Source organism: Campylobacter showae (assembly GCF_900573985.1).
Taxonomy (GTDB): Bacteria; Campylobacterota; Campylobacteria; order Campylobacterales; family Campylobacteraceae; genus Campylobacter_A; species Campylobacter_A showae_E.
In genome coordinates this window covers 556,221-576,640 of sequence record NZ_UWOK01000001.1, presented here as the reverse complement: position 1 = coordinate 576,640, position 20,420 = coordinate 556,221, and the positions used below count along the sequence as shown (strand labels likewise).

At 47.9% G+C, this 20,420-nt stretch carries 18 protein-coding genes; 5 read left to right on the top strand and 13 right to left on the bottom strand.

Features of this window, described 5'->3' with window-relative positions:
• The first annotated feature begins 133 nt into the window (after positions 1-133).
• A complete protein-coding gene (locus EE116_RS03035) occupies positions 134-1,006 on the top strand; it encodes a 3'(2'),5'-bisphosphate nucleotidase CysQ family protein (RefSeq protein WP_122873168.1) in 873 nt (290 codons plus the stop codon).
• Between the two features lie 171 nt (positions 1,007-1,177).
• The gene (locus EE116_RS03030) at positions 1,178-1,708 is read left to right on the top strand and encodes a hypothetical protein (RefSeq protein ID WP_122873167.1); all 531 of its coding nucleotides are present in this window, start codon (positions 1,178-1,180) and stop codon (positions 1,706-1,708) included.
• Positions 1,709-1,875: 167 nt separating this feature from the next.
• On the opposite strand, the gene tsaD is transcribed toward EE116_RS03030, so the two are convergent.
• The 10 genes from tsaD to EE116_RS02965 form a co-directional block, all read right to left on the bottom strand.
• Positions 1,876-2,874, bottom strand: a complete 999-nt coding sequence (gene tsaD / locus EE116_RS03020; RefSeq protein WP_206159258.1) for a tRNA (adenosine(37)-N6)-threonylcarbamoyltransferase complex transferase subunit TsaD — start codon at positions 2,872-2,874, stop codon at positions 1,876-1,878.
• 54 nt (positions 2,875-2,928) lie between these two features.
• Entirely contained in the window at positions 2,929-3,123 is a 195-nt protein-coding gene (locus EE116_RS03015; protein WP_122873164.1) for a hypothetical protein, read from the bottom strand.
• Positions 3,124-3,541: 418 nt separating this feature from the next.
• Positions 3,542-4,345, bottom strand: a complete 804-nt coding sequence (locus EE116_RS03010; RefSeq protein ID WP_122873163.1) for a toxin-antitoxin system YwqK family antitoxin — start codon at positions 4,343-4,345, stop codon at positions 3,542-3,544.
• 508 nt (positions 4,346-4,853) lie between these two features.
• A complete protein-coding gene (gene creD, locus EE116_RS03000; RefSeq protein WP_122873161.1) occupies positions 4,854-6,182 on the bottom strand; it encodes a cell envelope integrity protein CreD in 1,329 nt (442 codons plus the stop codon).
• A 97-nt stretch (positions 6,183-6,279) separates the two neighbouring features.
• Positions 6,280-7,182: a hypothetical protein gene (locus EE116_RS02995; RefSeq protein WP_122873160.1), complete on the bottom strand. Its 903-nt coding sequence runs from the start codon at positions 7,180-7,182 to the stop codon at positions 6,280-6,282.
• Between the two features lie 196 nt (positions 7,183-7,378).
• The gene (locus EE116_RS02990) at positions 7,379-8,620 is read right to left on the bottom strand and encodes a uracil-xanthine permease family protein (RefSeq protein ID WP_122873159.1); all 1,242 of its coding nucleotides are present in this window, start codon (positions 8,618-8,620) and stop codon (positions 7,379-7,381) included.
• A gap of 626 nt (positions 8,621-9,246) precedes the next feature.
• Positions 9,247-10,350 carry a 1-deoxy-D-xylulose-5-phosphate reductoisomerase gene (dxr, locus tag EE116_RS02980; RefSeq protein ID WP_122873157.1) on the bottom strand — a complete coding sequence of 368 codons (1,104 nt, stop codon included), beginning with the start codon at positions 10,348-10,350 and terminating at the stop codon, positions 9,247-9,249.
• Positions 10,344-11,075: a phosphatidate cytidylyltransferase gene (locus EE116_RS02975; protein WP_122873156.1), complete on the bottom strand. Its 732-nt coding sequence runs from the start codon at positions 11,073-11,075 to the stop codon at positions 10,344-10,346. Before EE116_RS02975 ends, dxr begins: the two co-directional genes overlap by 7 nt.
• A gap of 348 nt (positions 11,076-11,423) precedes the next feature.
• Positions 11,424-11,774, bottom strand: coding sequence for a hypothetical protein (locus tag EE116_RS02970; protein ID WP_122873155.1), 351 nt, complete (start codon positions 11,772-11,774; stop codon positions 11,424-11,426).
• A gap of 14 nt (positions 11,775-11,788) precedes the next feature.
• Positions 11,789-13,108, bottom strand: coding sequence for an NFACT RNA binding domain-containing protein (locus tag EE116_RS02965; RefSeq protein ID WP_122873154.1), 1,320 nt, complete (start codon positions 13,106-13,108; stop codon positions 11,789-11,791).
• Positions 13,109-13,195: 87 nt separating this feature from the next.
• Here EE116_RS02965 and EE116_RS02960 point away from each other — a divergent pair, with 87 nt between their 5' ends.
• On the top strand, positions 13,196-15,331 hold the full coding sequence (locus EE116_RS02960) for a TonB-dependent siderophore receptor (protein ID WP_122873153.1): 2,136 nt from the start codon (positions 13,196-13,198) through the stop codon (positions 15,329-15,331).
• A 135-nt stretch (positions 15,332-15,466) separates the two neighbouring features.
• Here the strand turns inward: EE116_RS02960 and EE116_RS02955 are convergent, their stop codons facing one another.
• Positions 15,467-15,814 carry a GNAT family N-acetyltransferase gene (locus EE116_RS02955; RefSeq protein WP_122873152.1) on the bottom strand — a complete coding sequence of 116 codons (348 nt, stop codon included), beginning with the start codon at positions 15,812-15,814 and terminating at the stop codon, positions 15,467-15,469.
• Positions 15,815-16,093: 279 nt separating this feature from the next.
• Between EE116_RS02955 and leuC the strand changes: the two genes are divergently transcribed.
• The gene (gene leuC / locus EE116_RS02950; protein ID WP_122873151.1) at positions 16,094-17,368 is read left to right on the top strand and encodes a 3-isopropylmalate dehydratase large subunit; all 1,275 of its coding nucleotides are present in this window, start codon (positions 16,094-16,096) and stop codon (positions 17,366-17,368) included.
• Between the two features lie 518 nt (positions 17,369-17,886).
• On the opposite strand, the gene EE116_RS02945 is transcribed toward leuC, so the two are convergent.
• Entirely contained in the window at positions 17,887-18,144 is a 258-nt protein-coding gene (locus EE116_RS02945; protein WP_034964861.1) for a SemiSWEET family transporter, read from the bottom strand.
• A 140-nt stretch (positions 18,145-18,284) separates the two neighbouring features.
• On the opposite strand from EE116_RS02945, the gene EE116_RS02940 reads away from it, so the two are divergent.
• Positions 18,285-18,782, top strand: a complete 498-nt coding sequence (locus EE116_RS02940; RefSeq protein WP_122873150.1) for a DUF7832 domain-containing protein — start codon at positions 18,285-18,287, stop codon at positions 18,780-18,782.
• Positions 18,783-19,063: 281 nt separating this feature from the next.
• Here the strand turns inward: EE116_RS02940 and EE116_RS02935 are convergent, their stop codons facing one another.
• Positions 19,064-20,296, bottom strand: a complete 1,233-nt coding sequence (locus EE116_RS02935; RefSeq protein ID WP_122873149.1) for an ankyrin repeat domain-containing protein — start codon at positions 20,294-20,296, stop codon at positions 19,064-19,066.
• Between the last annotated feature and the right edge of the window lie 124 nt (positions 20,297-20,420).

Below are 20,420 nucleotides of genomic sequence, written 5' to 3'. Positions count from 1 at the left end.
GCAGTGTCGCCACATCTCACGTCGTAGGGGTTGGGGGATTGTTAAGGGGGAAGGGAGCGACTTCGTAATTCAAGCCCCTTCCCCCTTAACAAGAAAAATCAAAATATTAAAAATACAGCAAAAAGAAACCAAAATGCAAAATTTAAACGAACTATTACGCTTAGCCAAGCTTGCGGCCACAAAAGCAGGCGACGAGATAATGAAATTTTACGCTCACAAGGGCTTTGACGACGAGATTTTAGCGGCTCGTTCGACCTTGAGCGAAAGCGTATGCGGCAAAAACGGCCGGGATTTCGAGGTAAATTTAAAAACCGATCATTCGCCCGTGACTTCGGCCGATCTTGCAGCAAACGCTGCGATATTCGAAACGTTAAAAAGCTCGCAAATTCCGATCTGCTCGGAGGAAAAGATTTTGGGCGAGTCCGCACGGACGTTTTGGCTCATCGACCCGCTAGACGGCACGAAGGATTTTATCGAAGGTAGCGGCGAGTTTTGCGTCTGTATCGCGCTCATAGAGGACGGTCGCCCGGCGCTCGGCGTCATCTACTTGCCCGTTACCGGCGAAATTTATAGCGCGGCAAAAGGCGAGCCAACGCAAAAAGAGCTCTATAAAAACGGTGCGTTTATCCAGCAAACTCTAACCGCAAGCAAACGCGCTCCGCAAACGATAATCAGCGGCAAACGCGGCAAAAACGTAACGGCGGGCAAGCTCGCAGCCGCCCTAAATTTGGACATCGCGCGGCTAAGCTCGGCGATCAAATACTGCCGCATCGCCGAAAATCTCGCGGGCGCATACATGCGCTACTCGCCAAGCTCTATCTGGGACAACGCCGCGGGCGAGATGATCGCTGCGGGCACGGGAGCGAAGATGATCGATCTAGCGACGCTAAAAGCGCCGATCTACGACGCAGCCTCGCTAAAAAACAACGAATTTATCGTCATCGCAAAGGATTTTTTAGCCCGCGAGGATGAAATTTTACGAGCGATAAAGCAGATAAATTTATAAACTAAAAAGCGACTCGCCGCATTTCAAATTTAAACGGCTCAAGTAAATACATTATATAGCAATGCCAAATTTAAGACCAGCTAGACGAGAGTCGATAAATTTCATTTAAAATTTAGCTAAAATCGTAGTCAAATTTCAAGCCCTAAGTCGCCAAACGTTTAAAGGAAACAATTGTTAAAAATCATAAAATCAGTTCTTAGCGTCATTTTCCAGGCTAGAATTTTATTTATCCTTTTTTATTTTTGCGCCTTCATTACTTTTGCGCCCATGGCGTCTATCTTGGGTGCGGAGATGAGCCAAATGACGCTTTCTGCGCTATTTAACCCGCTCACGATATTATCTTGCGCATTGCTTGCCGTTTATATCGGTTTTAGGGTCGCAGCATATAAAAATCACGGCATAGATTGCAAAATGGACGCCGTATTTTTCATCGCTTTGAGCTGGATATTTTTTATGCTGTTTTGCTTGGCGACGCTTCTTGCGACTATTTTATTTTTGGAGGATTTTAGAAGCTTACCGTCGCGAGAATTTTGCTCGTTACTTTTGGTGATGGCGATTTTTGCGGCATGGCGCACGCTTAAAAGCTCAGAATACAAATTAAGCGTATTTTACGAGCAAAAAGCCAGCACAAAAACAAGCATAGTCAAAATCTTAATTTATTCAGTCTTAGCGTTTGCGGCGATTGTCGCGGTATTTTTTTAGCGAAACGATTTTAGATTCTATAAATTTGGCGCTTTTAGCTCATCACGCCAAATTTAGATTTGCCGTGCTTTATGATTGCTCGCTCACAACAGCACCACAAAAAGCTAAATTTGGGGTAATAATCGCCAAATTTGAGCCAAAAAGCAAATTTCAGCCAAAAGCCGAAACTAAATCCTCGTTAGCTCGCTTCTAGGGCTAGCCTGTAGATCAAGCCCTGCAAACTCGCCGCGCAGGTACTTTTCGCGTCCGGCGCGCGCGATCATAGCGGCATTATCGGAGCAAAACTCCAGCGGCGCGCAGATGAGCTCGCAGCCGTATTTATCGCATAGAGCCTTTAGACGGGAGCGCAAATTTAGATTCGCGCTCGCTCCGCCCACGACGCCGAAACGCTCGAATTTACGCTGGGCAAAGATCTTTTCCAGCTTGTTTAAAATATGCTTGCAAGCCGTATTTTCAAAGGCAAAGCAGATGTCGGCGATCTCCTGCGCGCCCAGATTCCCGCTTGCGGCAAGCTTTTGGGTTTCGACGCGAACCTGATTTTTTAGCCCCGAAAAGCTATACGCCGTGCGCGCGTCGCCAAGTAGCGGCACGGTAAATTTAAACCTCTCGCGCCCGCTCTTTGCCGCCTTTTCGACCACTACGCCGCCCGGATACCCAAGCCCCAGCATCTTTGCGACCTTGTCAAAGCTCTCGCCGAAGCTATCGTCCATCGTGGCAGCCAGCACGCCGACAGCCCCGTCCGCGCCGATATCTAGCACCATCGTGTGCCCGCCGCTAACTAGCAGCACGCCCGTAGGCAGCCGAGCCTCCTGCGACAAAAATAGCGAATACACGTGCCCGGCGAGGTGGTTTACTGCTATCAGCGGCACGCGCAGTGACGAGGCGAGCGCCTTTGCCATCGCGACGCCGCCGACTAGGCTCACGGATAGCCCCGGCTCATTCGTGACGGCGACGGCTTTTACGCGGGGTAACTCCGCCTTGATCTGCTCTAAAATTTTAGGCAGCGCGGCGGTGTGAAGCCTGGCGGCTAGCTCCGGCACCACTCCGCCGAATGCGCAGTGCTCGGCATCTTGCGAGATTTTTTTGTGAAATTTTAGCTCCAGCGTTTCTATATCGAGTAGCGCCACCGAGCTGTCGTCGCAGCTGCTTTCTATGCCCAAAATCAGCCCGTCCGCACTGCTACTTCGTAAATTTTCGCTCATTTTGTAAATTTTCCTTTTTTAGCGCATTTTACCGCTTTTTGCTTTCGCGGTTATAAATTCGACTCGCTTTTTGGAAATGGCGGCAAAATACGCGCGCAAATCGCTTGCCGTAAATTTGCGACGAAACTGAATTTGATGCACCGAGACCTGCGCCTTTAAGGTACTAAATTTGGTTTTGTTAAATTTGGTTTTGTGCATTAGCTTTTTGCGCAAATCAACCTTTCTTGTTAAGGGGGAAGGGGCTTGAATTACGCTCTGCTTTGCAGTTGCGAGGCAAAGCCGAAGCAAAAGAGCTCCCTTTTGTATCCGCCTTTATCTTTTCTTCGGGGAGAGGAAGGGGGTACTACTTACGAAGCGTCGCCCCTTCCTCTCCCAAGCCCTCTCCTACCCCACTGCACGTTCAAGGGGTGCGACCGCGCTGTCGCGCCGCACGTTTTTTAAATTTGCGTTTTTGCGGTACGGGTCTTGGTGGCTCAAATTTGCAAATTTGAACGTAAAACGATAAGGCGAAGTATTTTGAGATGATTTTTGGGGTTTTGAAGTTAAAATTTGACGAAGATAAGGCATGTAGCCTATCGAGTCAAATTTTAACAAAATCCGCAAAAAGCGCTCAAAAGACAAGCCGAAAAATTTAAAATTTCTCCTCTCTTATTATTTTCCCCCTCTCATCATACTCCCACTCGATCTTATTTTCGTAGTCGTTGAGCGACTTTAGTCGGCCGTTTGGATAAAACGTCTTTACCCAGATAAATACCGTGTCTTTTTGGTAGCTCGTGTTTTCGATCTCGCCGTTTTCGTCGTAGTTTTCGTAGTAATCCTCTTTAGGCCCCGAGCGCACCGTGATAAAGTGCTTTTGGCGGGGTTTGCCGCTACTAGAGTAGGAGAAGTTGTTATTGTCGGAAAAGATACCCAGCATCACGTCGAATTTATTGCTCGATTTATATAGCCCCGCGACGTTGCCTTCGTCAAAGGCCTCTTTGACTTCGACGTTTATATCGTCCCACAAGCACAGCTGCAGCGTGCCACTATGCATGCCGTCCGCATGATAAAAATCTATCTCAATCCAGCGCTCTTGGCCGCTTTTGATAAATTTCACGATCTGCTTTTGTGGGTGATGCAAGGGCGGCTTGATATAGCCGTATAGCCTACCGTAAAATAGCGTCTCGCCCTCAGGCGTATAGATGCGCTCATAGACGTTGTTTAGCTCTAGGCGGCTTTCCGGATCGTACTCGCCCGTCCTTTCTACGTCGTAGCTAAACCTCATCTCCAGCTCGCCCGTTTGCTTGCCTTTTAGCTTTGGTCGCGGGGTAAATTTTAGCTCGCTCGGGGGTAAAATTTGAGCGTTTTGCTTCGCGGAGCTCGGTTTTTCGCCGCCAAATGCCTGCGACGAAGCGGCAAAGCTAAGCGCCAAAAATAGCGCGAGAAAATTTTTCATTTTTATCCTTTAAATTTTTGTATTTTTAAAACGAGCGTGATTATAGCGTTAAATTCGGATAAATTTTTAAATTTTACTCGCCGAGACCCGCACCGCGAAAATGCTAAATTTGGTTTGGTTAAATTTAGCGTTGTGAGTTTGGCTTCCTTGAGTAAAAAACAACCGTTTGAGGTTGTTTTTTACTTTATTGTAAAGGGGGTGGGGGCTTAAATTGCGAAGTCGCTCCCCACCCCCTTTAAATCCCCCTCCCCCTACGACGCTTTTAGGGTGGCGACATAGCTTTGCTGACGCAAAGCGTCGCGAGTTTTAAATCAAATTTGACGTTTTCAAGGTACGGGTCTCGGAGACTCAAATTTACAAATTTGAATGTAAAACGATAAGGCGAAGTATCGCGAGATGATTTTAAATGTTTTGAAGTAAATTTCGTCCCAAGACTAGACATATAGTCTGTCGCAGGGCGAAATTTACGAAATCATTTAAAAGCGCTCGCGAGACAAGCCGCAAAAGGCTAAATTTTCAGCCCGTTTTCGTACCAATCTATCTTCCTGGTCAAATACATCACCAGCGCAATCACCGCAAATATCATCACGCTACCCATCAAAAGCGCGTAGTCCTCAGACTGCAAGATGCCGTAGAGCAAGCAGTAGCTAACTCCGTGTACGAGCGCAATAAAAACGCCCCATTTGCGTGCCCGAAAGATCGCCGAGCCGTAAAAAAGTATCGTCGCACACACGGCTGCGGCCGCAACGAGATAGCTAGCTAAAAAGCTAATATGCTCGGAAAACGAAAGCACGAGCAGGTAAAATAGCACATCGGCGGCTCCGATGAGTAGGTACTGGATCGGGTGAATGCGGACGCGGCTGTAAATTTCGCACAAAAAGATCGCCAAAAACGGCACCGCTAAAAACAAGATCGCGTAGGTCACGCAGCGCGCGATGAGCGAGTAGTTGTTTACGGGACTGATGAAGCTAGCCTCGACGCTCTCCAGCCCCATCTCGCGCCTGCCGTCCATGATCCACGCCTGCGAAACGCCAGTGCTAAGGCCCGAGATCTCCCACTGCGCGTTAAAGCCGCTGCTAGTAACTTCGCGCGATTTAGGCAGCCAGCCGCCGCTAAAAGACGGAGAACTCCACGAGGATTTTACGTCAAATTTATTATCCTGCCCGACGGGAACGAAGCTCGCGCTCTGCCCGCCCTGCATAGATAGCGCGCCCGCTAGCTCAAAGCCGCCGCTTGCTAAATTTGCGGGTAGTTTGTAGTGGACGCTTTGGGCAAAGGGCGAGTATTTAGGCGGCGCAAAAGACTGCGCGAGTTCTTGGCCGTTTGCTTTTAGCGCGGGAAACGCGGTAAAGGTCTTTTTGCTGCCCACGCCTAAAATCAGCGTCGCCTCGCCTAGCAAAACGTCGCTTTCTGTGATATTTAGCTGCTCGAAATTTAGCGGCGCAAATTTTGCTTTTAGCGCGACGTCGCCGTTAAAGACGGGCACGCTAAATATACCGCGCTTTAGATACTGCGGATTTAGCTGGGTCGATAGCTCGTATGACTGAGGCGCTATCATGATCTGCTCGGTCGTCTGCGATACCGCCGCTACGCCGTTTTCGTTGTAGATCGCCGCTTGCTTTTTATACGGCACTGAGATCAAAACACCCTCGATCCTAAGCTCCCCGCCGACGGGCTGCATGATGGACTCCTCGGCGGTGCGTTTGACGTAGGCGCGGTCAGAAATCATCGAACTGATGAAACCTAGCGGGATAAGCAGCAGCAAAAGCAAGACGAAAATGATGACGGGCTTCGTCCAAAAGCCGCCCCTGACGCTGTTTATGATTTTGTTTTCCATTGGATTTCCTTTTGATTTTTTTCACTGCAATTTTAACCGGAAATCGTAATAAATCGGTAAGAAAGGTTGTAAATTTAGAGCAAATTTGACGACAAATTTAACCGCGTCGCAAGCTGCGCTTTCTAAAGTAACTATAAATCCAAGCCCCAAGCAATAAAACCGCCGCGAGGCAATACATATAAAAGGCCGCGCCGTTTTCATACTCCACGTCCTGCGCGGTAAAGATAGGCTGCGACATCTCCGGGTTTCGCGCCGCCTCGTCCGCGATCTGTGCCATCACCTCATCATCATGCACGCCAAGCGTGATCTTTCGCAGATCTATGAAATTCGTCCGCTTATCCAGATGCCTGCCGCTGCGACCCGTGACGTAAACGCTATGCGAGTAAAAATTTAGATAATAAAATCCCGCGTCGTCTTTCAAAAGCCTTTCCGAGATCTGCCGCACGGCGCCTTTAAACGGATTATCGCCCGCCCTTTTTAGCGCGCTTAGCTTACCGCCATCTCCGCCAAATTTATAATAAACGTACCAAAGCGCGTCTTTTATCCAGCCCTCGATACCGCTGCCGCGCGGACGATTTAAAATTTTATCCTTGCTTAGATAAAATATGCCGTTTTTGCTCGCAAACAGCATGTATTTCTGGTGGCCGCTCTGAAAATTTAGCGGCGTATAGGGCTCGTTTGCAGCCTCAAACCTCTCGCCGTCCATAAACACCAAGCCCGTAGCGGGATCAAAAAGAAACTCTATGCCGGCATTTGGCTCCGCGAGATACATCTGCTCGCTAGGCGTGAAATTTAGCCTCTCGCCGCCCTTATAAACGCTGCGTCCGTCGCTCAGCCACCGATCGACCGGGCGAAAGTGTGCGGGCAGCTCGCGCGAGCGGTCATACACCGATAACTCATAGATAAAAACGAGCGAGACGAACATCGGCACGAAAAGTACCGCAAAGAGAAGCCTCAGCGCCTTTTTATCAAATTTACTTAAATTATCTGCCTTTTTCATAAGGCAATTATATATCTTGCTAGTTTAAAACGTTAGAAATTTAAAAGCGTTTGCGGGGAAATTTTAAAATTTAGAGTGCGGTAAATTTGGCGGCGAAAGCCGCGGGTAAATTTAAACCTTATCAAATTTGACGGCAAAGCCTCAACTCAAATTTACCCGCATTCGCGAAACGACGCAAGCTCCGCGCAAATTTAACTTAGTACCCGTCAAAATGCTTGGTCTTTGGCAATACCAAATTTAGCGTGATGCCGATAATCGCGCCAAGCCCCACGCCGCTAAAGCTCATCGCACCGAAGTCAAGCACCATGCCGCCGATCGCGCAGACGAAGATGAGCGCGACGATGATCATATTGCGCGGCTCGGCTAGATCCACGCTGTTTTTTATGAGCGTTTCCATGCCCACGCTAGCGATGATACCGAAAAGCAGCAGCATGATGCCGCCGATGACGGGGGCGGGGATCGTGGAGAGCGCGGCGCCGAGCTTGCCTACGAAGGCGAGCAGTATCGCCGCAAGCGCGGCAAAGGTCATGATGGCGGGGTTGTAGGCTTTCGTGATGCTAACCGCGCCCGTGACTTCGGAGTAGGTGGTGTTTGGCGGCCCACCGAAGCATCCTGCTAGCGACGTCGCGAGTCCGTCGCCAAGCAGCGTGCTTTTAAGCCCCGGATTTTTGAGGAAATTTTCCTTCGTGACGTTGCTGATCGCGAGCATATCGCCGATGTGCTCGATCGCGGGCGCGATAGCGATAGGCACCATGTAGATCACGGCTTCGAGCTTAAAAACCGGTGCGGTGAAATTTGGCAGCGCAAACCACGGCGCGTTTAGAATCGGCGTAAAATCCACTATCCCTACAAACAGCGACGCGCAGTATCCAGCCGCGATGCCGCAAAGTATCGGCACTAGGCGCAGCATACCGCGGCCAAACATCATAACGACGATAACCGCTGAGAGCGAGATGAGCGCGATAGTAAGCGACTGCCCCTGCGTATAGAGCGCCTCCTTGCCCTTGCCCATGACCATATTTACGGCTGCTGGCGAGAGGATGAGACCGATCGTCATGATGACGGGACCGACGACCACGGGCGGTAAAATTTTATGCAAAAATCCCTCGCCTTTGAGCCTAATGAGCAAGCTCAAAGCCACGTAAAATAGCCCCGCCGCGATCACTCCGCCCATCGTCGCGGCGATTCCCCACTCCTTCACGCCAAAGCTAAGCGGTGCGATAAACGCGAAACTAGATGCGAGAAAGATCGGCGGGACGTGTTTGCGCGTGATGAGCTGAAACAGCAGCGTGCCGATGCCCGCCGTAAACAGCGCCACGGACGTATCAAGCCCCGTCAAAATCGGCACCAGCACGAGCGCGCCAAACGCGACGAATAAAAACTGCACACCGACGAGAGCGTCTTTTGGTCTAAGATTATAGCCTTCGTATTTTTCCATTTTTTCCTCTTTTTATTTTACGGCTTATTTTTGTGACTCTTGAAATTTGCAGCGCTTGTCTTGTTTTGCAGCCAAATTTAAACACAAAGCGATTTAAAATTCGCAAAATTATAACATATTAGCAACGATTACGGCGACGAAAAAGTGTCGTTTTAAGCAAATTTTCGAGCTAATTTTAAATTTACTCGCCGAGACCCGAATCTTGAAAATGCTAAATTTGATTTGGTTGAATTTGGGATTGCGAGTTTGGCTTTCTTGCGTAAAAAACAACCGTTTGAGGTTGTTTTTTACTTTATTGTAAAGGGGGTGGGGGCTTGAATGGCGAAGTCGCTCCCCACCCCCTTTAATCCCCATCCCCCTACGACGCTTTTAATGTGGCGACACTGCTTTGCTCGCGCAAAGCGTCGCAAATATGATTCAAATTTGACGTTTTCAAGGTGCGGGTCTCGGTGGGTAAAATTTTGAAAATTTAACCAAATTTGACTTCAAATTTGAGCGTAAAGAGTCAAGGCGAAGTATTTTTGCTCTAGGCGAGGCGGATTTAAATTTATGGGCGGGAGCTACCTCGTCGGTAGTGACCGAGTAAAATTTAAATCCAACGAAGTATAGAGCAAAAAGACAAGCCGCTACTTCAGCGACTTTTCCGCCCACTTTCTCACTTCAGCATCTACTTCAAAGATCTTACCCTCGCTCTCTATCTTTTCGTTTTCAAACCTCTTTGCCGCAGCTAAAACCGTTCGCGAGATGTCCAAAAATCCGCATTCGCCGCGCAAAAATTTATACACGGCGACTTCGTTTGCGGCGTTGATAGCGACGCCAAGATCAGGGTTTTGCAAAGCCTGATCTTTTAGCGAAAAGATGGGATATTTTTTCAAATTTATCTCGCCGAATTTTATGTTTTTTAGAGTTTTTAGGTCTAAATTCGGCACGATTTGCACATCGGCGGCGCTTAAATTTAGCGCTCCGTTCTCGCCCAAAATCGCATGCGCGATGGCTAAAATCATATCGGTTTTAGATAGATGCGCCGTAGTCGAGCCGTCGGCAAACTCCACCAGCGCGTGCACCGTGGACGTGCGCTCGATGAGTGCCTCGATATCCCGCACGCCGTAGAGCCAAAAAGCCTCCAGTACCTCAAAAAGCTTGTTCGCCATCGTCGCGCTGTCGATCGTGATCTTTGCGCCCATGCTCCAGTTTGGATGCTTTAGCGCGTCCGCGGCGCGGGCGTCTTTTAGGGCTTTTAACGGGGTTTTGTAAAAGGCGCCGCCCGAGGCCGTGATGACGAGCCTAGCGACCGGGGTTTTGTTCGCGAGCAGAAATTTAAGCCCGAAATGCTCGCTATCTATCGGATTTATCGCGCTCGTGTTTAAAAATTTGCCGCCCGCGACGAGGCTTTCTTTATTGGCAAGCGCTAGCTTTTTGCCTAGCTTTTGTGCGCTTAGGCTAGGAGCCAGTCCCGCAAAGCCCACTAGAGAGTTTACGACGCGTTTGCTTTCGCACTCTTTTAGCATATCGCAGATACCCTGCGCGCCCGCAAAAACGCGTTTGTGTTTTACAAATTTAGCAAATTTTGACTCGGCGATGCAGACGAATTTAGGCTTAAATTCGGCGATTTGCTCGTTTAAAAGCTCGTAGTTTGACGCGCAGCTCAGCGCCTCGACGCTAAGGCCGAATTTACGGGCTAGATTTAGGGTATTTGTCCCGATCGAGCCCGTCGAGCCCAGCACTACCACGATAGCGTCCAGAGCATCGCCGCAACGCCGAAAAGATAGCCGTCGACGCGGTCAAGCATCCCGCCGTGGCCCGGCAGTAGCGTGCCACTATCCTTGACGCCCGCGCGGCGCTTTAAGTAGCTCTCGAAAAGATCGCCCCAAACGCCAAAAACCGCAACCAAAAACGCCGTGATGAGGCTATGCCAAAAGCTATCGGTTAGCACCCAGCCAAAGCCCGCGCCAAAGACCGTAGCCACGGCGATACCGCCAGCCACACCCTCCCAGGTTTTGTTCGGCGAAGTCTCGCTAAAGGCGTGCTTGCCGCAAAATTTGCCGACGAAAAACGCCCCGCTATCGCACGCCACGACCGTTAAAATCAGCCACGCCAAGTAGCCGACGCCGTAGAGCGAATAAAGCATCCAGATGAGAAAAATCGGCGTCATCGGATACAAAAACGGCAGCGCAGGCGTTAGATTTTCGCTTTTAAAATGCGCGAGAAAACTAACAACGAGCAAAACTGCTAAAATAGCGATAAACACGGGGTTTGAAAAGGGTGTAAGTAGGTAAAAAATAACCGCTATGAGAGCAAGAGAGCCGCCCTGCAGGCCGTAGAGCTTTTGCGCTTCGCCAAAGGCCGTATAAAGCACGAAGCCTAAAATGGCGAAATTTAACAGATAACTATCAACGAAAAAGATGACCAAAACCGCTGCAAATAGCGCGACGCCGGTGATTATACGCGTTTTCATGATTTTTCCTTTTTTGAGTAATAATTGTATAAAATTTTCGCTTAAAAGCGCTGAAATTTGAGGCGAATTTGCGTTTGCACGCTCGCTTTAGGCGGCGGTTAAATTTAAGGGTTTTGCGTTAAATTTTATTTTTGATTAAAACGTAGCAGTAAATTTGGCGGATTTGGGTTAAATTTTACCGAACGTGGCTTGTAATTTCAGCGCAAATTTGACGATCTGCGGTGAAATTTACTCTCGCTAAAAAAACAGTTGCTTAAATTTGGCGGATAAAAGCTCAAATTTGATCTAAATCGAGCCAAATTTGACCGCCGAGCAGCAAAATGTCCAGCCAAATTTGAGCGAGAAAGATTAAATTTTAAGATCAAGATGCTGAAATACGGGCGATGCCTGCGGGAAGTCGTTAGCCGCGACGCGCTCCTCGGCGCTTTCGTCGTCATCAGAGTTTTCGCCGTTTTGCTCCGAGGCGAGCTCGCCCTGCTCCTGCCTGCCTTTTTGCTTTTCGTGCTCGTTTTGGGGGTCGATTTTGTAGGTTTCCTCGGTCGGGCGCACTTCGGAGACCTCTTGTTTTTCGTCGCTTGCTAGCGATGCGGCGGCGAGATTTTGCAGATCGAATCTATTTTGGACGTCGGCGACCTTGTTTGAGACCATGTTTACGTTTTGATTGATAAAAATCGTATTGCCAAGGGGTGTTACAGCCATTTTCGCCTCCTGTTTTAGTCGTGCTTCGTTACTAACATCGTCTTAAAATTAATATAGTTTACATTTGCGCCGCTCGTAATTTTGACGTTGTTACGTTTGGTAAAATCGACCTCGTACGTCCCGCCGCCTTTGACGCTAAAATTTACGCAAATTTTTGCCGCAAATCTTAAAATTTCCTCACTGGGAGCGCTTTTTGCAGTTTTGATGATGACGTGCGCGGACGGCAGGTCTTTTAGATGCATCCAGACGTCGTCTTTTTTGGAGTTTTTTAGCAGCCAGACGTTGCCTTTTTCGTTGCGTCCGATGCTAATTTTATAGCCTTCGACGTAAAAATCCTCGACATTTTGATTTTGCTCTTTTTGCTTTACGGCGCGGGTTTTTTTAGGCGCTAGGATCTCTAACTCCTCGGCGCTTTTCGCTTCATTTACGAGAGTTTGTAAATTTGATAAAAACTCCAGCTTTTCGGTCAAATTTTGCCGCTCTATCGTTAGACCAGCCGCCTTTTGCTTTAGCCTTTTTGCTTTGGCAAACATCGCGTTTGCGGCGATTTTAGGGCTATCGTCCAGCACGAGCCTCACCTCGCCTCGCTCGAAATCATTTAGCGTTACCTCGCGCTCATAGTCTCTTAATGCGTGTAAATTTGATAAGATCAGCCCCGCGTTTTTGCTTAAAATTTCGCTCTGCGCATTTAGATCCGCTTCGTTTTCAAGCCCCGATAAAATCTCGCTTAAATTTTGCATTTTTCGCTCTATCGCGGCCGATTTTACGGCGCGCAGATTTTCTAGCTTTGCGTTATTTACGCGCTTAAATTCCTCGCTAAAATACCGCTCAAAGTCCGTTATCGGCGGCGTCTCTCGCTCTTTTATCGTAGCCGGCGGCAGCTCGAGTAGCTCGCGCCCCGGTTTTATCACGCGAAAATTATTATCTATATGGCGCAAAGCCTCGACGATGACGCCCTTTTCGTCCGTGATGATAGCGTTGGTAAAACGCCCCGTAAACTCCAAAAACAGGCTCGAGGCTAGACTCTTATACGAGCCTTGAAATTCGCACTCCAGCTTTAAAATTCTATTTCCCTCGGGCACGCTTAAATTTAAAATTTTAGCCCCCCAGAACCTCTTTTTAAGCGCGACGTCAAATGGCGCTTTGTACTCTTTGACGTTTAGAAAATCAGGATTTGCGTAGATCGCGGAGTCAGACTTGCTAAGATCAAAAAATAGCCCGAGCTCGCCGTCAAATTCGATAAATATCGCCATATCGCCCGCGCGTCTGATTGCGGTTATTTTTTTAAATTTGCCTAAAAAAGATTTAATTTGTTTTAAATTTGCGTATTTCATAGCCGAAATTATAGCCTAAAATACGACCAAATTTTAAGCGCAAGAATAATATAATGATAATGCATTTTAAAACGGAGAAAAAAATAAATGAACAAATTTAGCCTAAGTTTAGCGGCCTCGTCGCTGCTTTTAACTCAAATTTTCGCCGCCGACGTAGCATTGCAAGGCGTCGAGATTAGCGAGAGCGCGGACGACGGATACCGTGCCAAAACCAGCGAAGTAGGCAAAACGAATACGCCTATCTTAGAGATCCCGCAGACGGTAAACGTCGTAACCCAGCAGCAGCTAAAGGATAAAAAACCCGAGACTCTAGCCGAGAGCCTTCAAAACGTGAGCGGCGTTAGCTACGGAAATACTACGGGCGGTATCTTTGACTCGATCATAAAAAGGGGATTTGGCGGCGGACGCGACGGCTCGATCATGCGAAACGGAGTGCCGTCTAGCGTCATGCATAGCTTTAATAAAACCGTAGAAAGCGTCGAGGTGCTAAAAGGCCCGGCTAGCCTGCTCTACGGCGCGCAAGAGCCCGGCGGCATCATAAATATGGTCACTAAAAAGCCAAAATACGACTTCTCAAACGAAATTTGGGCCGGTATCGGCAACCGCAACTACTGGAACGCGGGCTTTGACGCCACGGGACCGATCGCTGATAGCGGCTTTGCGTATAGATTTATATTTGATATGATGCAAAAAGACTACTGGAGGGAGTTTGGCGAATATAAAAACGTCCTCTTTGCACCCTCTCTTTCTTATAAAGGCGATGATTACCGCATAAATTTAGCCTATACGCACACGCGCTCGGCCGATCCGATCGACCGCGGTATGTATCTAGTGCCAAGCACAGGCAAGCTACTGCCGATAGATAAGAAAAGGCGCCTTGACGAGCCGTTTAATAAACTAAAAACCAGACTCGACACCGTGGACGTAAATTTTGAAAAAAATATCGGCGAGGACTGGCTACTGCGCGGCGCTTATGCGTATTCGCGCTCCAAGCACGAGTACGGTCACATCAGGCTAATGAACGTAAATTTAAACACGGGCGTTGCGGCTAGACGAAACGAGGCGTATGACGGATTTATCCACCGCACGCACGCGGGGTCGTTAAATTTAAACGGTTACGTGCAAACGGGCGAGATAGAGCATAACTTACTCTTTGGTATCGACGCAAAGGAGTACTACCGCTATAGACCCGGCGCGCTAAACAGCTACAGCTCCGGCACGACGCACAGAAACTTCCCGATAAATATCTACAGTCCAGTCTACGGCACGGTCGCCTATCCGTCCGACCGAGCCTCCGGTATCCAGTATCAAAAGCTAAGAACGATCGGATTTTATGCGCAAGATAGTATAAATTTGACCGAAAATTTGATCTACTCTTTGGGCGTTAGATACGAATACTACAACCAAGTCGCTCGCGGCATGACTAGCGGACCAAACACCACCGATCAGCAAGACGGCAAATTTACGTGGCAGACGGGGCTTTTATATCTGCTAACGCCAGAGTGGTCCGTTTATACCAACTACGCGCAAAGCTTTAGCCCGCAAATGGCGATCAGCGGCGACGACATCGGCGACATAAAGCCCGAAGAAGGCAAAAGTATAGAGCTGGGAACTAAATTTCAAAACGATAGCATAACGGCTAGCGCGGCGGTCTTTAATATCGATAAGAAAAACATCATGCGCACCGTAAATAGCGTAAGTACGCCCGTGGGCGAGGCGCGCTCGAGAGGATTTGAGTTTGACTTTAATGGCCGCGTGACGCAAGGGCTTAGCCTAGGAGCCAGCTACGCATACACAAAGACTCAGGTGCGAAAAGATAGCGGCGCGTTTGCCGTGCTAGTGGGCAAACCGCTAGAAGCCACGCCAAAGCACCAAGCCAGCCTCTTTGCCAACTACGACTTTAGCCATCTAGGCGCAAAAGGCCTAAGGATCGGCGGTGCGGCGAGGTACTTTGGCTCATGGTACACCTACTACATGAGGACGAATTTACCGGCCGTGCCTGCGGGAACGGGCTTTAAAATGGACGACGCGGTCGTTTACGACGCCTTTATCAGCTACGATACCAAGATCGCGGGCTACGAGACGAATTTCTCATTTAACGTCAAAAACTTGACCGACAAGCTCTACTATACGTCCTCGTCGACGGGCACGCAGGCTAATATCATACCGATACAGCCGGGGTATGCGAGGCAGTTTATGCTGACCGCTAGCGTTAAATTTTAAAATTTAGCGGTTCGTCTTTTTGGTTTATACGTTCAAATTTGAAGTCAAATTTGGCTAAATTTGCAAATTTCGGCTTCAAATTTGACTCGCCGAGACCCGCATCTCGACGATGCTAAATTTGGCTTCAGAAAAATTTCACTCGCCTTTCTTTCGTTTTCGCCAGCAAACGGTAAAATTTTCCGTGTTTTGGTTAAAACCGAATTTTTCTAAAAACGACACTGCGCCTTTGTTTTTGCCGATCGGCGTGATAGCCCACGTCGTGGTATGAGCGAATTTTTTATTAAACGCCTCCATCAGGGCCGTGCCGATCCCTTTTTGTTGATAATCTTTGTGCACCATGACGGAGTAAAGATAAGTGGTCGCAAAGCCGTCTCTATCGCTAAATGCATCTAAAACGCCGACAGTTTTTTCGCCGATTTTGGCGATGGCGACATAGTCGAAATTTCGAAACATATCGTAGTGGCTCCAAAAGCGGCGCGGCATCGACGTATTTTTGCTCCGTCCAGCCTATGCTTAGCTGAATCTCGTCGATGTCTCGCGGGTCGAAATTCGCGCTATTTTCCAAAATAACCAAATTTTCCATCCATTCTCCTTTAAAAAATGTCTGCAAATTTTAGTCTAAAAACGCTTGGAGATATCTTACGTCTTGATAAGCGTTATCAATACTAGGCGCCATCGCTGCGACATAATGAAAAATTTTATAAATTTTCGCTAAAATCGCTAAATTTTAAAAACGCGCGACATCCGCAAAAAAGGAAATTTATGCAAAACTCAAAGCAGACCATCACCGAAAAGATTTTCAGCGAGCACGTAGGGCGCGAGGTTTTCGCGGGCGAGATCATCGAGAGCGACATCGACATGGTCATCGGCAACGACATCACGACTCCTATCTCCATCAAGCAGTTTGAGCGAAGCGGCGCGACAAGGCTAGCTAACCCAGACGGCTTTAGCGTCGTGATGGACCACTACATCCCGGCAAAAGACATCCTAAGCGCCAACCAAGCTAAAATCAGCCGCGATTTTGCGTATAAGCACGATTTGAAAAACTATTTCGACGAAAAGGACATGGGCATCGAGCACGCGCTACTTCCTGAAAAAGGCCTCGTGGTGCCTGGCGACGTCATCATCGGCGCCGATAGCCACACCTGTACGCACGGCGCGCTGGGAGCCTTTGCCACGGGCATGGGCAGCACGGACCTAGCCTACGCGATGATAACGGGCAAAAACTGGTTTAAAGTACCGCCGACTATCAAAGTGATCTTTCGCGGCAAGCTAGACCGCCACGTCTACGGCAAGGACCTCATCCTAGAAATCATCCGCCGTATCGGCGTGGACGGCGCGCTGTATAAGGCGCTGGAATTTACGGGTGAAACGATAGATAGCCTCGATATGGACGGGCGTTTTTCGATGTGTAACATGGCGATCGAGGCCGGCGGCAAAAGCGGCATCATCGCGGTCGATGAAACTACGAAAGAGTTTTTAAAAGGTAAAAATTTACGCGCCGAGCCGAAGCTGCACTACTCCGACGATGGCGCGAGCTACGAGCAAATTTTAGAAATCGACGTTAGCAAGCTCGATCCCGTGATCGCCTATCCATTTCTACCTAGCAACGGCAAGAGCGTGCGCGAGGCCGTCAGAGACAATATCGCTATCGATCAGGCCTTTATCGGTAGCTGCACGAACGGCAGGCTAAGCGACCTGCGCATCGCGGCTGAAATCCTAGAAGGCCGCAAAGTAGCTCGCAAAACCCGCCTCATCATCACGCCTGCGACGCAAAAGATCGCCCTGCAAGCGCAAAAAGAGGGGCTGATGGATATATTTGCCGAGGCTGGCGCGGTCGTCTCAAACCCGACCTGCGGCGCGTGCCTGGGCGGATATATGGGGATTTTGGGCGTTGGAGAACGCTGCGTGAGTACGACAAATAGAAACTTCGTCGGCCGCATGGGAGATCGCACGAGCGAGGTGTATCTGGCGAACTCGGCCGTAGCTGCGGCGAGTGCCGTCGCAGGCAAGATCGCCGATCCTCGCGATCTTTAAAATTTGGCGGCTTGTCTCACGAGCGTCTTTAAAGGAGCTAGTAAAAATTTAGCTCGATAGACTACGTGTCTTATCTTCGCTAAATTTTTACGTCGCAACCCTTAAATCCATCTCGCGATACTTCGCCTTGTCGTTTTACGTTCAAATTTAAAAACTTAAATTTAATCAAATTTGAAAATTCAGCCTCAAAATTTTATCCACCGAGACACGCAACTTGACGACGCTAAATTTAACTCTGTCGTAAATTTAAAACGTGCGACGAGACAGCGCCAAATAAACCTGCACGAAGTGCAGCAACCTCTCACGTCGTAGGGGTTGGGGGATCGTTAAGGGGGAAGGGAGCGACTTCGTAATTTAAGCCCCTTCCCCCTTAACATAAAAGCTAGACGCCACCAAACAACGCAGGGTCTCGGTGCGTAAAATTTCGAGTTAAATTTACAAATTTGAGCTACCGAAACTCGCGTCAAAAATACCAAATTTAACTTCGCCGTATCGATAAATTTAGCGGTTTTTATCCTTTAAAACGCCGTTATCGTCGCCAAAAGTCCAAAGATGATGCCGGGTAAATTTGCAGCCGCTAGCGGATAGTCTTTTTTAGCTTTTAGCAAGCCGTAGCTAGTCCAGATCGTACAGTTTATCGCTGCGGCTAGAGGCTGGATAAAAGGCGTCTTGTTGCCCTCAAGATTGCCCATTATCTGCGGGATGTAGGAAATATACATAATGACCGACAGGCACGTGCCTATCCAGCCTAAAATTTGTAAATTTTTCTCGCTCATTTTTTCTCCTTTGAAATAGAGGCGGCATTATATCCTTTTAAGTTGTGATAATCAAGCGCTAAATTTGCCCGCGGCGGGCGCGAATTTGCGCTAAAGCAAAGCTAAATTTAGTAAAATACGCCGATTTAAAGGAGGACGAAATGGCTTACGTAACCTACGACAAGGCAAAATGGCACTGGGGCGCGGAAACTGCGCCGACTGACATCCCGCAGGAAAACGGCGCGACGCATGTCGCGTTTTTCTTCCGCTGGTGCATGGAGCGCAAGCTTTATTCCAAGGAGTTTGCGGCGGATTTCGCGGACGATATAGCGCGGATGGACGATAGTTTTGATTACCGCCGGTATTTTTTGGGCGCCATGGACGGCGTGCTGAGCAGCGACGAGCTAAACACCGCAGGCAAGGCCTTTGCGAAGGCATACTACACCACGGACCGCACGAAATTTGCCAAAACGCACGGCTGGTATTTGCAAGATTACGACGATTTCGTCGCGCGAAAATTCGGCGATAAAAACTTCGACAACGCCTATTTTTACATAGAAAACTCGCCGCAAAATTACGCCGAGATCAAGGCTATCATCGACCGCCGCTACGAGGAGTTTTTAGAAACCAAAAAAGCTAGCAAAAGCGCGGATAAATAAACCAAAATTTGTGCCGAGCAAAGTTAAAAGGCGGGGTAAATTTACGCGCGGACGAGTCTAAACGATTTAGCCCTGGCTGAGCACAGATCGTAAATTTTAGATCGGTTGCGGCGTTTGCGGATTTAGCCGCGCCTTGTTGCAAGGCTAAAACTTAGGCCGTTAAGCCAAATTTGCCGGCAACCCGCCGCGCCTAAGCCGCTACCGCACCGGTAGCAACCTCCGCCGCTTTAGGCAAGCTCCGCTCTATTAAATTTTTCCCCTGACATTTTATCTCCTTTTATCTATTTGCTTTGTAAATTTGAGTTTGAGTCTGATTTGCTTCTGTTGCTATCTATGTAAATTACCTTGGTTGGGTCGTTTTCAAAACTACTTGTAAAACTTGATATAGAACTCATTTTTTTATTATCATTTGCCCAGTCGATAAATTCTCTAATCGTAAAAGTAGAATTTTCGTCTGGACAATATTTTTCATAATGATTAATTCTTAGTTTTTTCCTAAAGTTAAAAAATACGGGATTTACTTTTGTAGGAGTTTCGCCTTGACTTATTGTAATTTCATCTAATCTTTTTTTATTATATTCGTAGTATTTATAGAAATTTTTCTCTATCTGATTTTCTTTATAGCACTCCTCATATGCCTTCTTTAGTTCCTCTTTCGTAGGTTGCCCAGAAACGTTGTTGTCTAGGAGTAAATTTAGCATAGGTTCGTAGTTTGGGATGGTATCTAGCACGGCATAATATGAGTATATGAAAGGCGAACTATCGTCTCTTAGGCCGGGAAACGAGGAGGGTCTATTTCGAAGTTTTGGTCTATACCCGCTAGCAAGGACTATATCGGCCATTTCGACATAGTTATGCCATACTATATACCTCATGGGGTTATTTGCGTCTTTGGATTCCTTGTTAACTTGATAGTTGTCTTCAAATATTATCTTTACGTCGTCTCCGTCTATGATAAGTTTTTCGATATTGTAGTAAAAAGGAGTTTTTCTATACCACTGCACCGCCTTTACTTCATCAAATTTAACCCCGCTATCAAGCAAGAGCTTAGCGGTCTTTGTAGAGTTGTTTTCTATGGCGTAGGCCAGGGGCGAGAGTTTGTAATTATCTTTCGCATGAGCGTTTGCGCCCATATCTATAAGTCTTTTTGCCGTGACTTCGTCGTCGTAAAAGCTAGCGTACATCAAAGGAGTAACGCCGTCTATGACGGGGGAGTCTATGCTAATGTTATTATCTTGCATAAATTTTAAAATTTGATCCGTTTGCTTTGATTTTAAAAGCTTGCGGAAATTTTCCACAAATGCGCCATCTTTTATCTGCTTATCTATATCCCAATATCTAAAAGCAAAGTCGTCTATCTCCTCTTGCGTTACGTATTTGCTTAGCTCGGAACCCGGGATTATTTTAGTATCAGCAGTGACTACAAAGCGAGTAGGGCCGGATAGTTTTTCGTAAATAAAATTTACGAAAACGATGAGGCAAAGAGCGGCGAGGCTAAGTGTGAGTTTGTTCAAATTTATCCCTTAAGTCAAATTCGCGAAATCTTAGCCAAAGGGCAGTTAAATTTGAGTGAAATTGGGGGCAAAATCTGAAAAAGCAGGGAAAATAAATCAAGGCAAATTCGGCTAAATTTTAAAG

Coding starts and splice junctions, on each gene's coding strand:
- EE116_RS03035 (WP_122873168.1), top strand. CDS start 134: ATGCAAAATTTAAACGAACTATTACGCTTAGCCAAGCTTGCGGCCACA.
- EE116_RS03010 (WP_122873163.1), bottom strand. CDS start 4,345: ATGAAAAATTTTCTCGCGCTATTTTTGGCGCTTAGCTTTGCCGCTTCG.
- creD (WP_122873161.1), bottom strand. CDS start 6,182: ATGGAAAACAAAATCATAAACAGCGTCAGGGGCGGCTTTTGGACGAAG.
- EE116_RS02995 (WP_122873160.1), bottom strand. CDS start 7,182: ATGAAAAAGGCAGATAATTTAAGTAAATTTGATAAAAAGGCGCTGAGG.
- EE116_RS02990 (WP_122873159.1), bottom strand. CDS start 8,620: ATGGAAAAATACGAAGGCTATAATCTTAGACCAAAAGACGCTCTCGTC.
- EE116_RS02975 (WP_122873156.1), bottom strand. CDS start 11,075: ATGAAAACGCGTATAATCACCGGCGTCGCGCTATTTGCAGCGGTTTTG.
- EE116_RS02970 (WP_122873155.1), bottom strand. CDS start 11,774: ATGGCTGTAACACCCCTTGGCAATACGATTTTTATCAATCAAAACGTA.
- EE116_RS02965 (WP_122873154.1), bottom strand. CDS start 13,108: ATGAAATACGCAAATTTAAAACAAATTAAATCTTTTTTAGGCAAATTT.
- EE116_RS02960 (WP_122873153.1), top strand. CDS start 13,196: ATGAACAAATTTAGCCTAAGTTTAGCGGCCTCGTCGCTGCTTTTAACT.
- EE116_RS02955 (WP_122873152.1), bottom strand. CDS start 15,814: ATGCCGCGCCGCTTTTGGAGCCACTACGATATGTTTCGAAATTTCGAC.
- leuC (WP_122873151.1), top strand. CDS start 16,094: ATGCAAAACTCAAAGCAGACCATCACCGAAAAGATTTTCAGCGAGCAC.
- EE116_RS02945 (WP_034964861.1), bottom strand. CDS start 18,144: ATGAGCGAGAAAAATTTACAAATTTTAGGCTGGATAGGCACGTGCCTG.
- EE116_RS02940 (WP_122873150.1), top strand. CDS start 18,285: ATGGCTTACGTAACCTACGACAAGGCAAAATGGCACTGGGGCGCGGAA.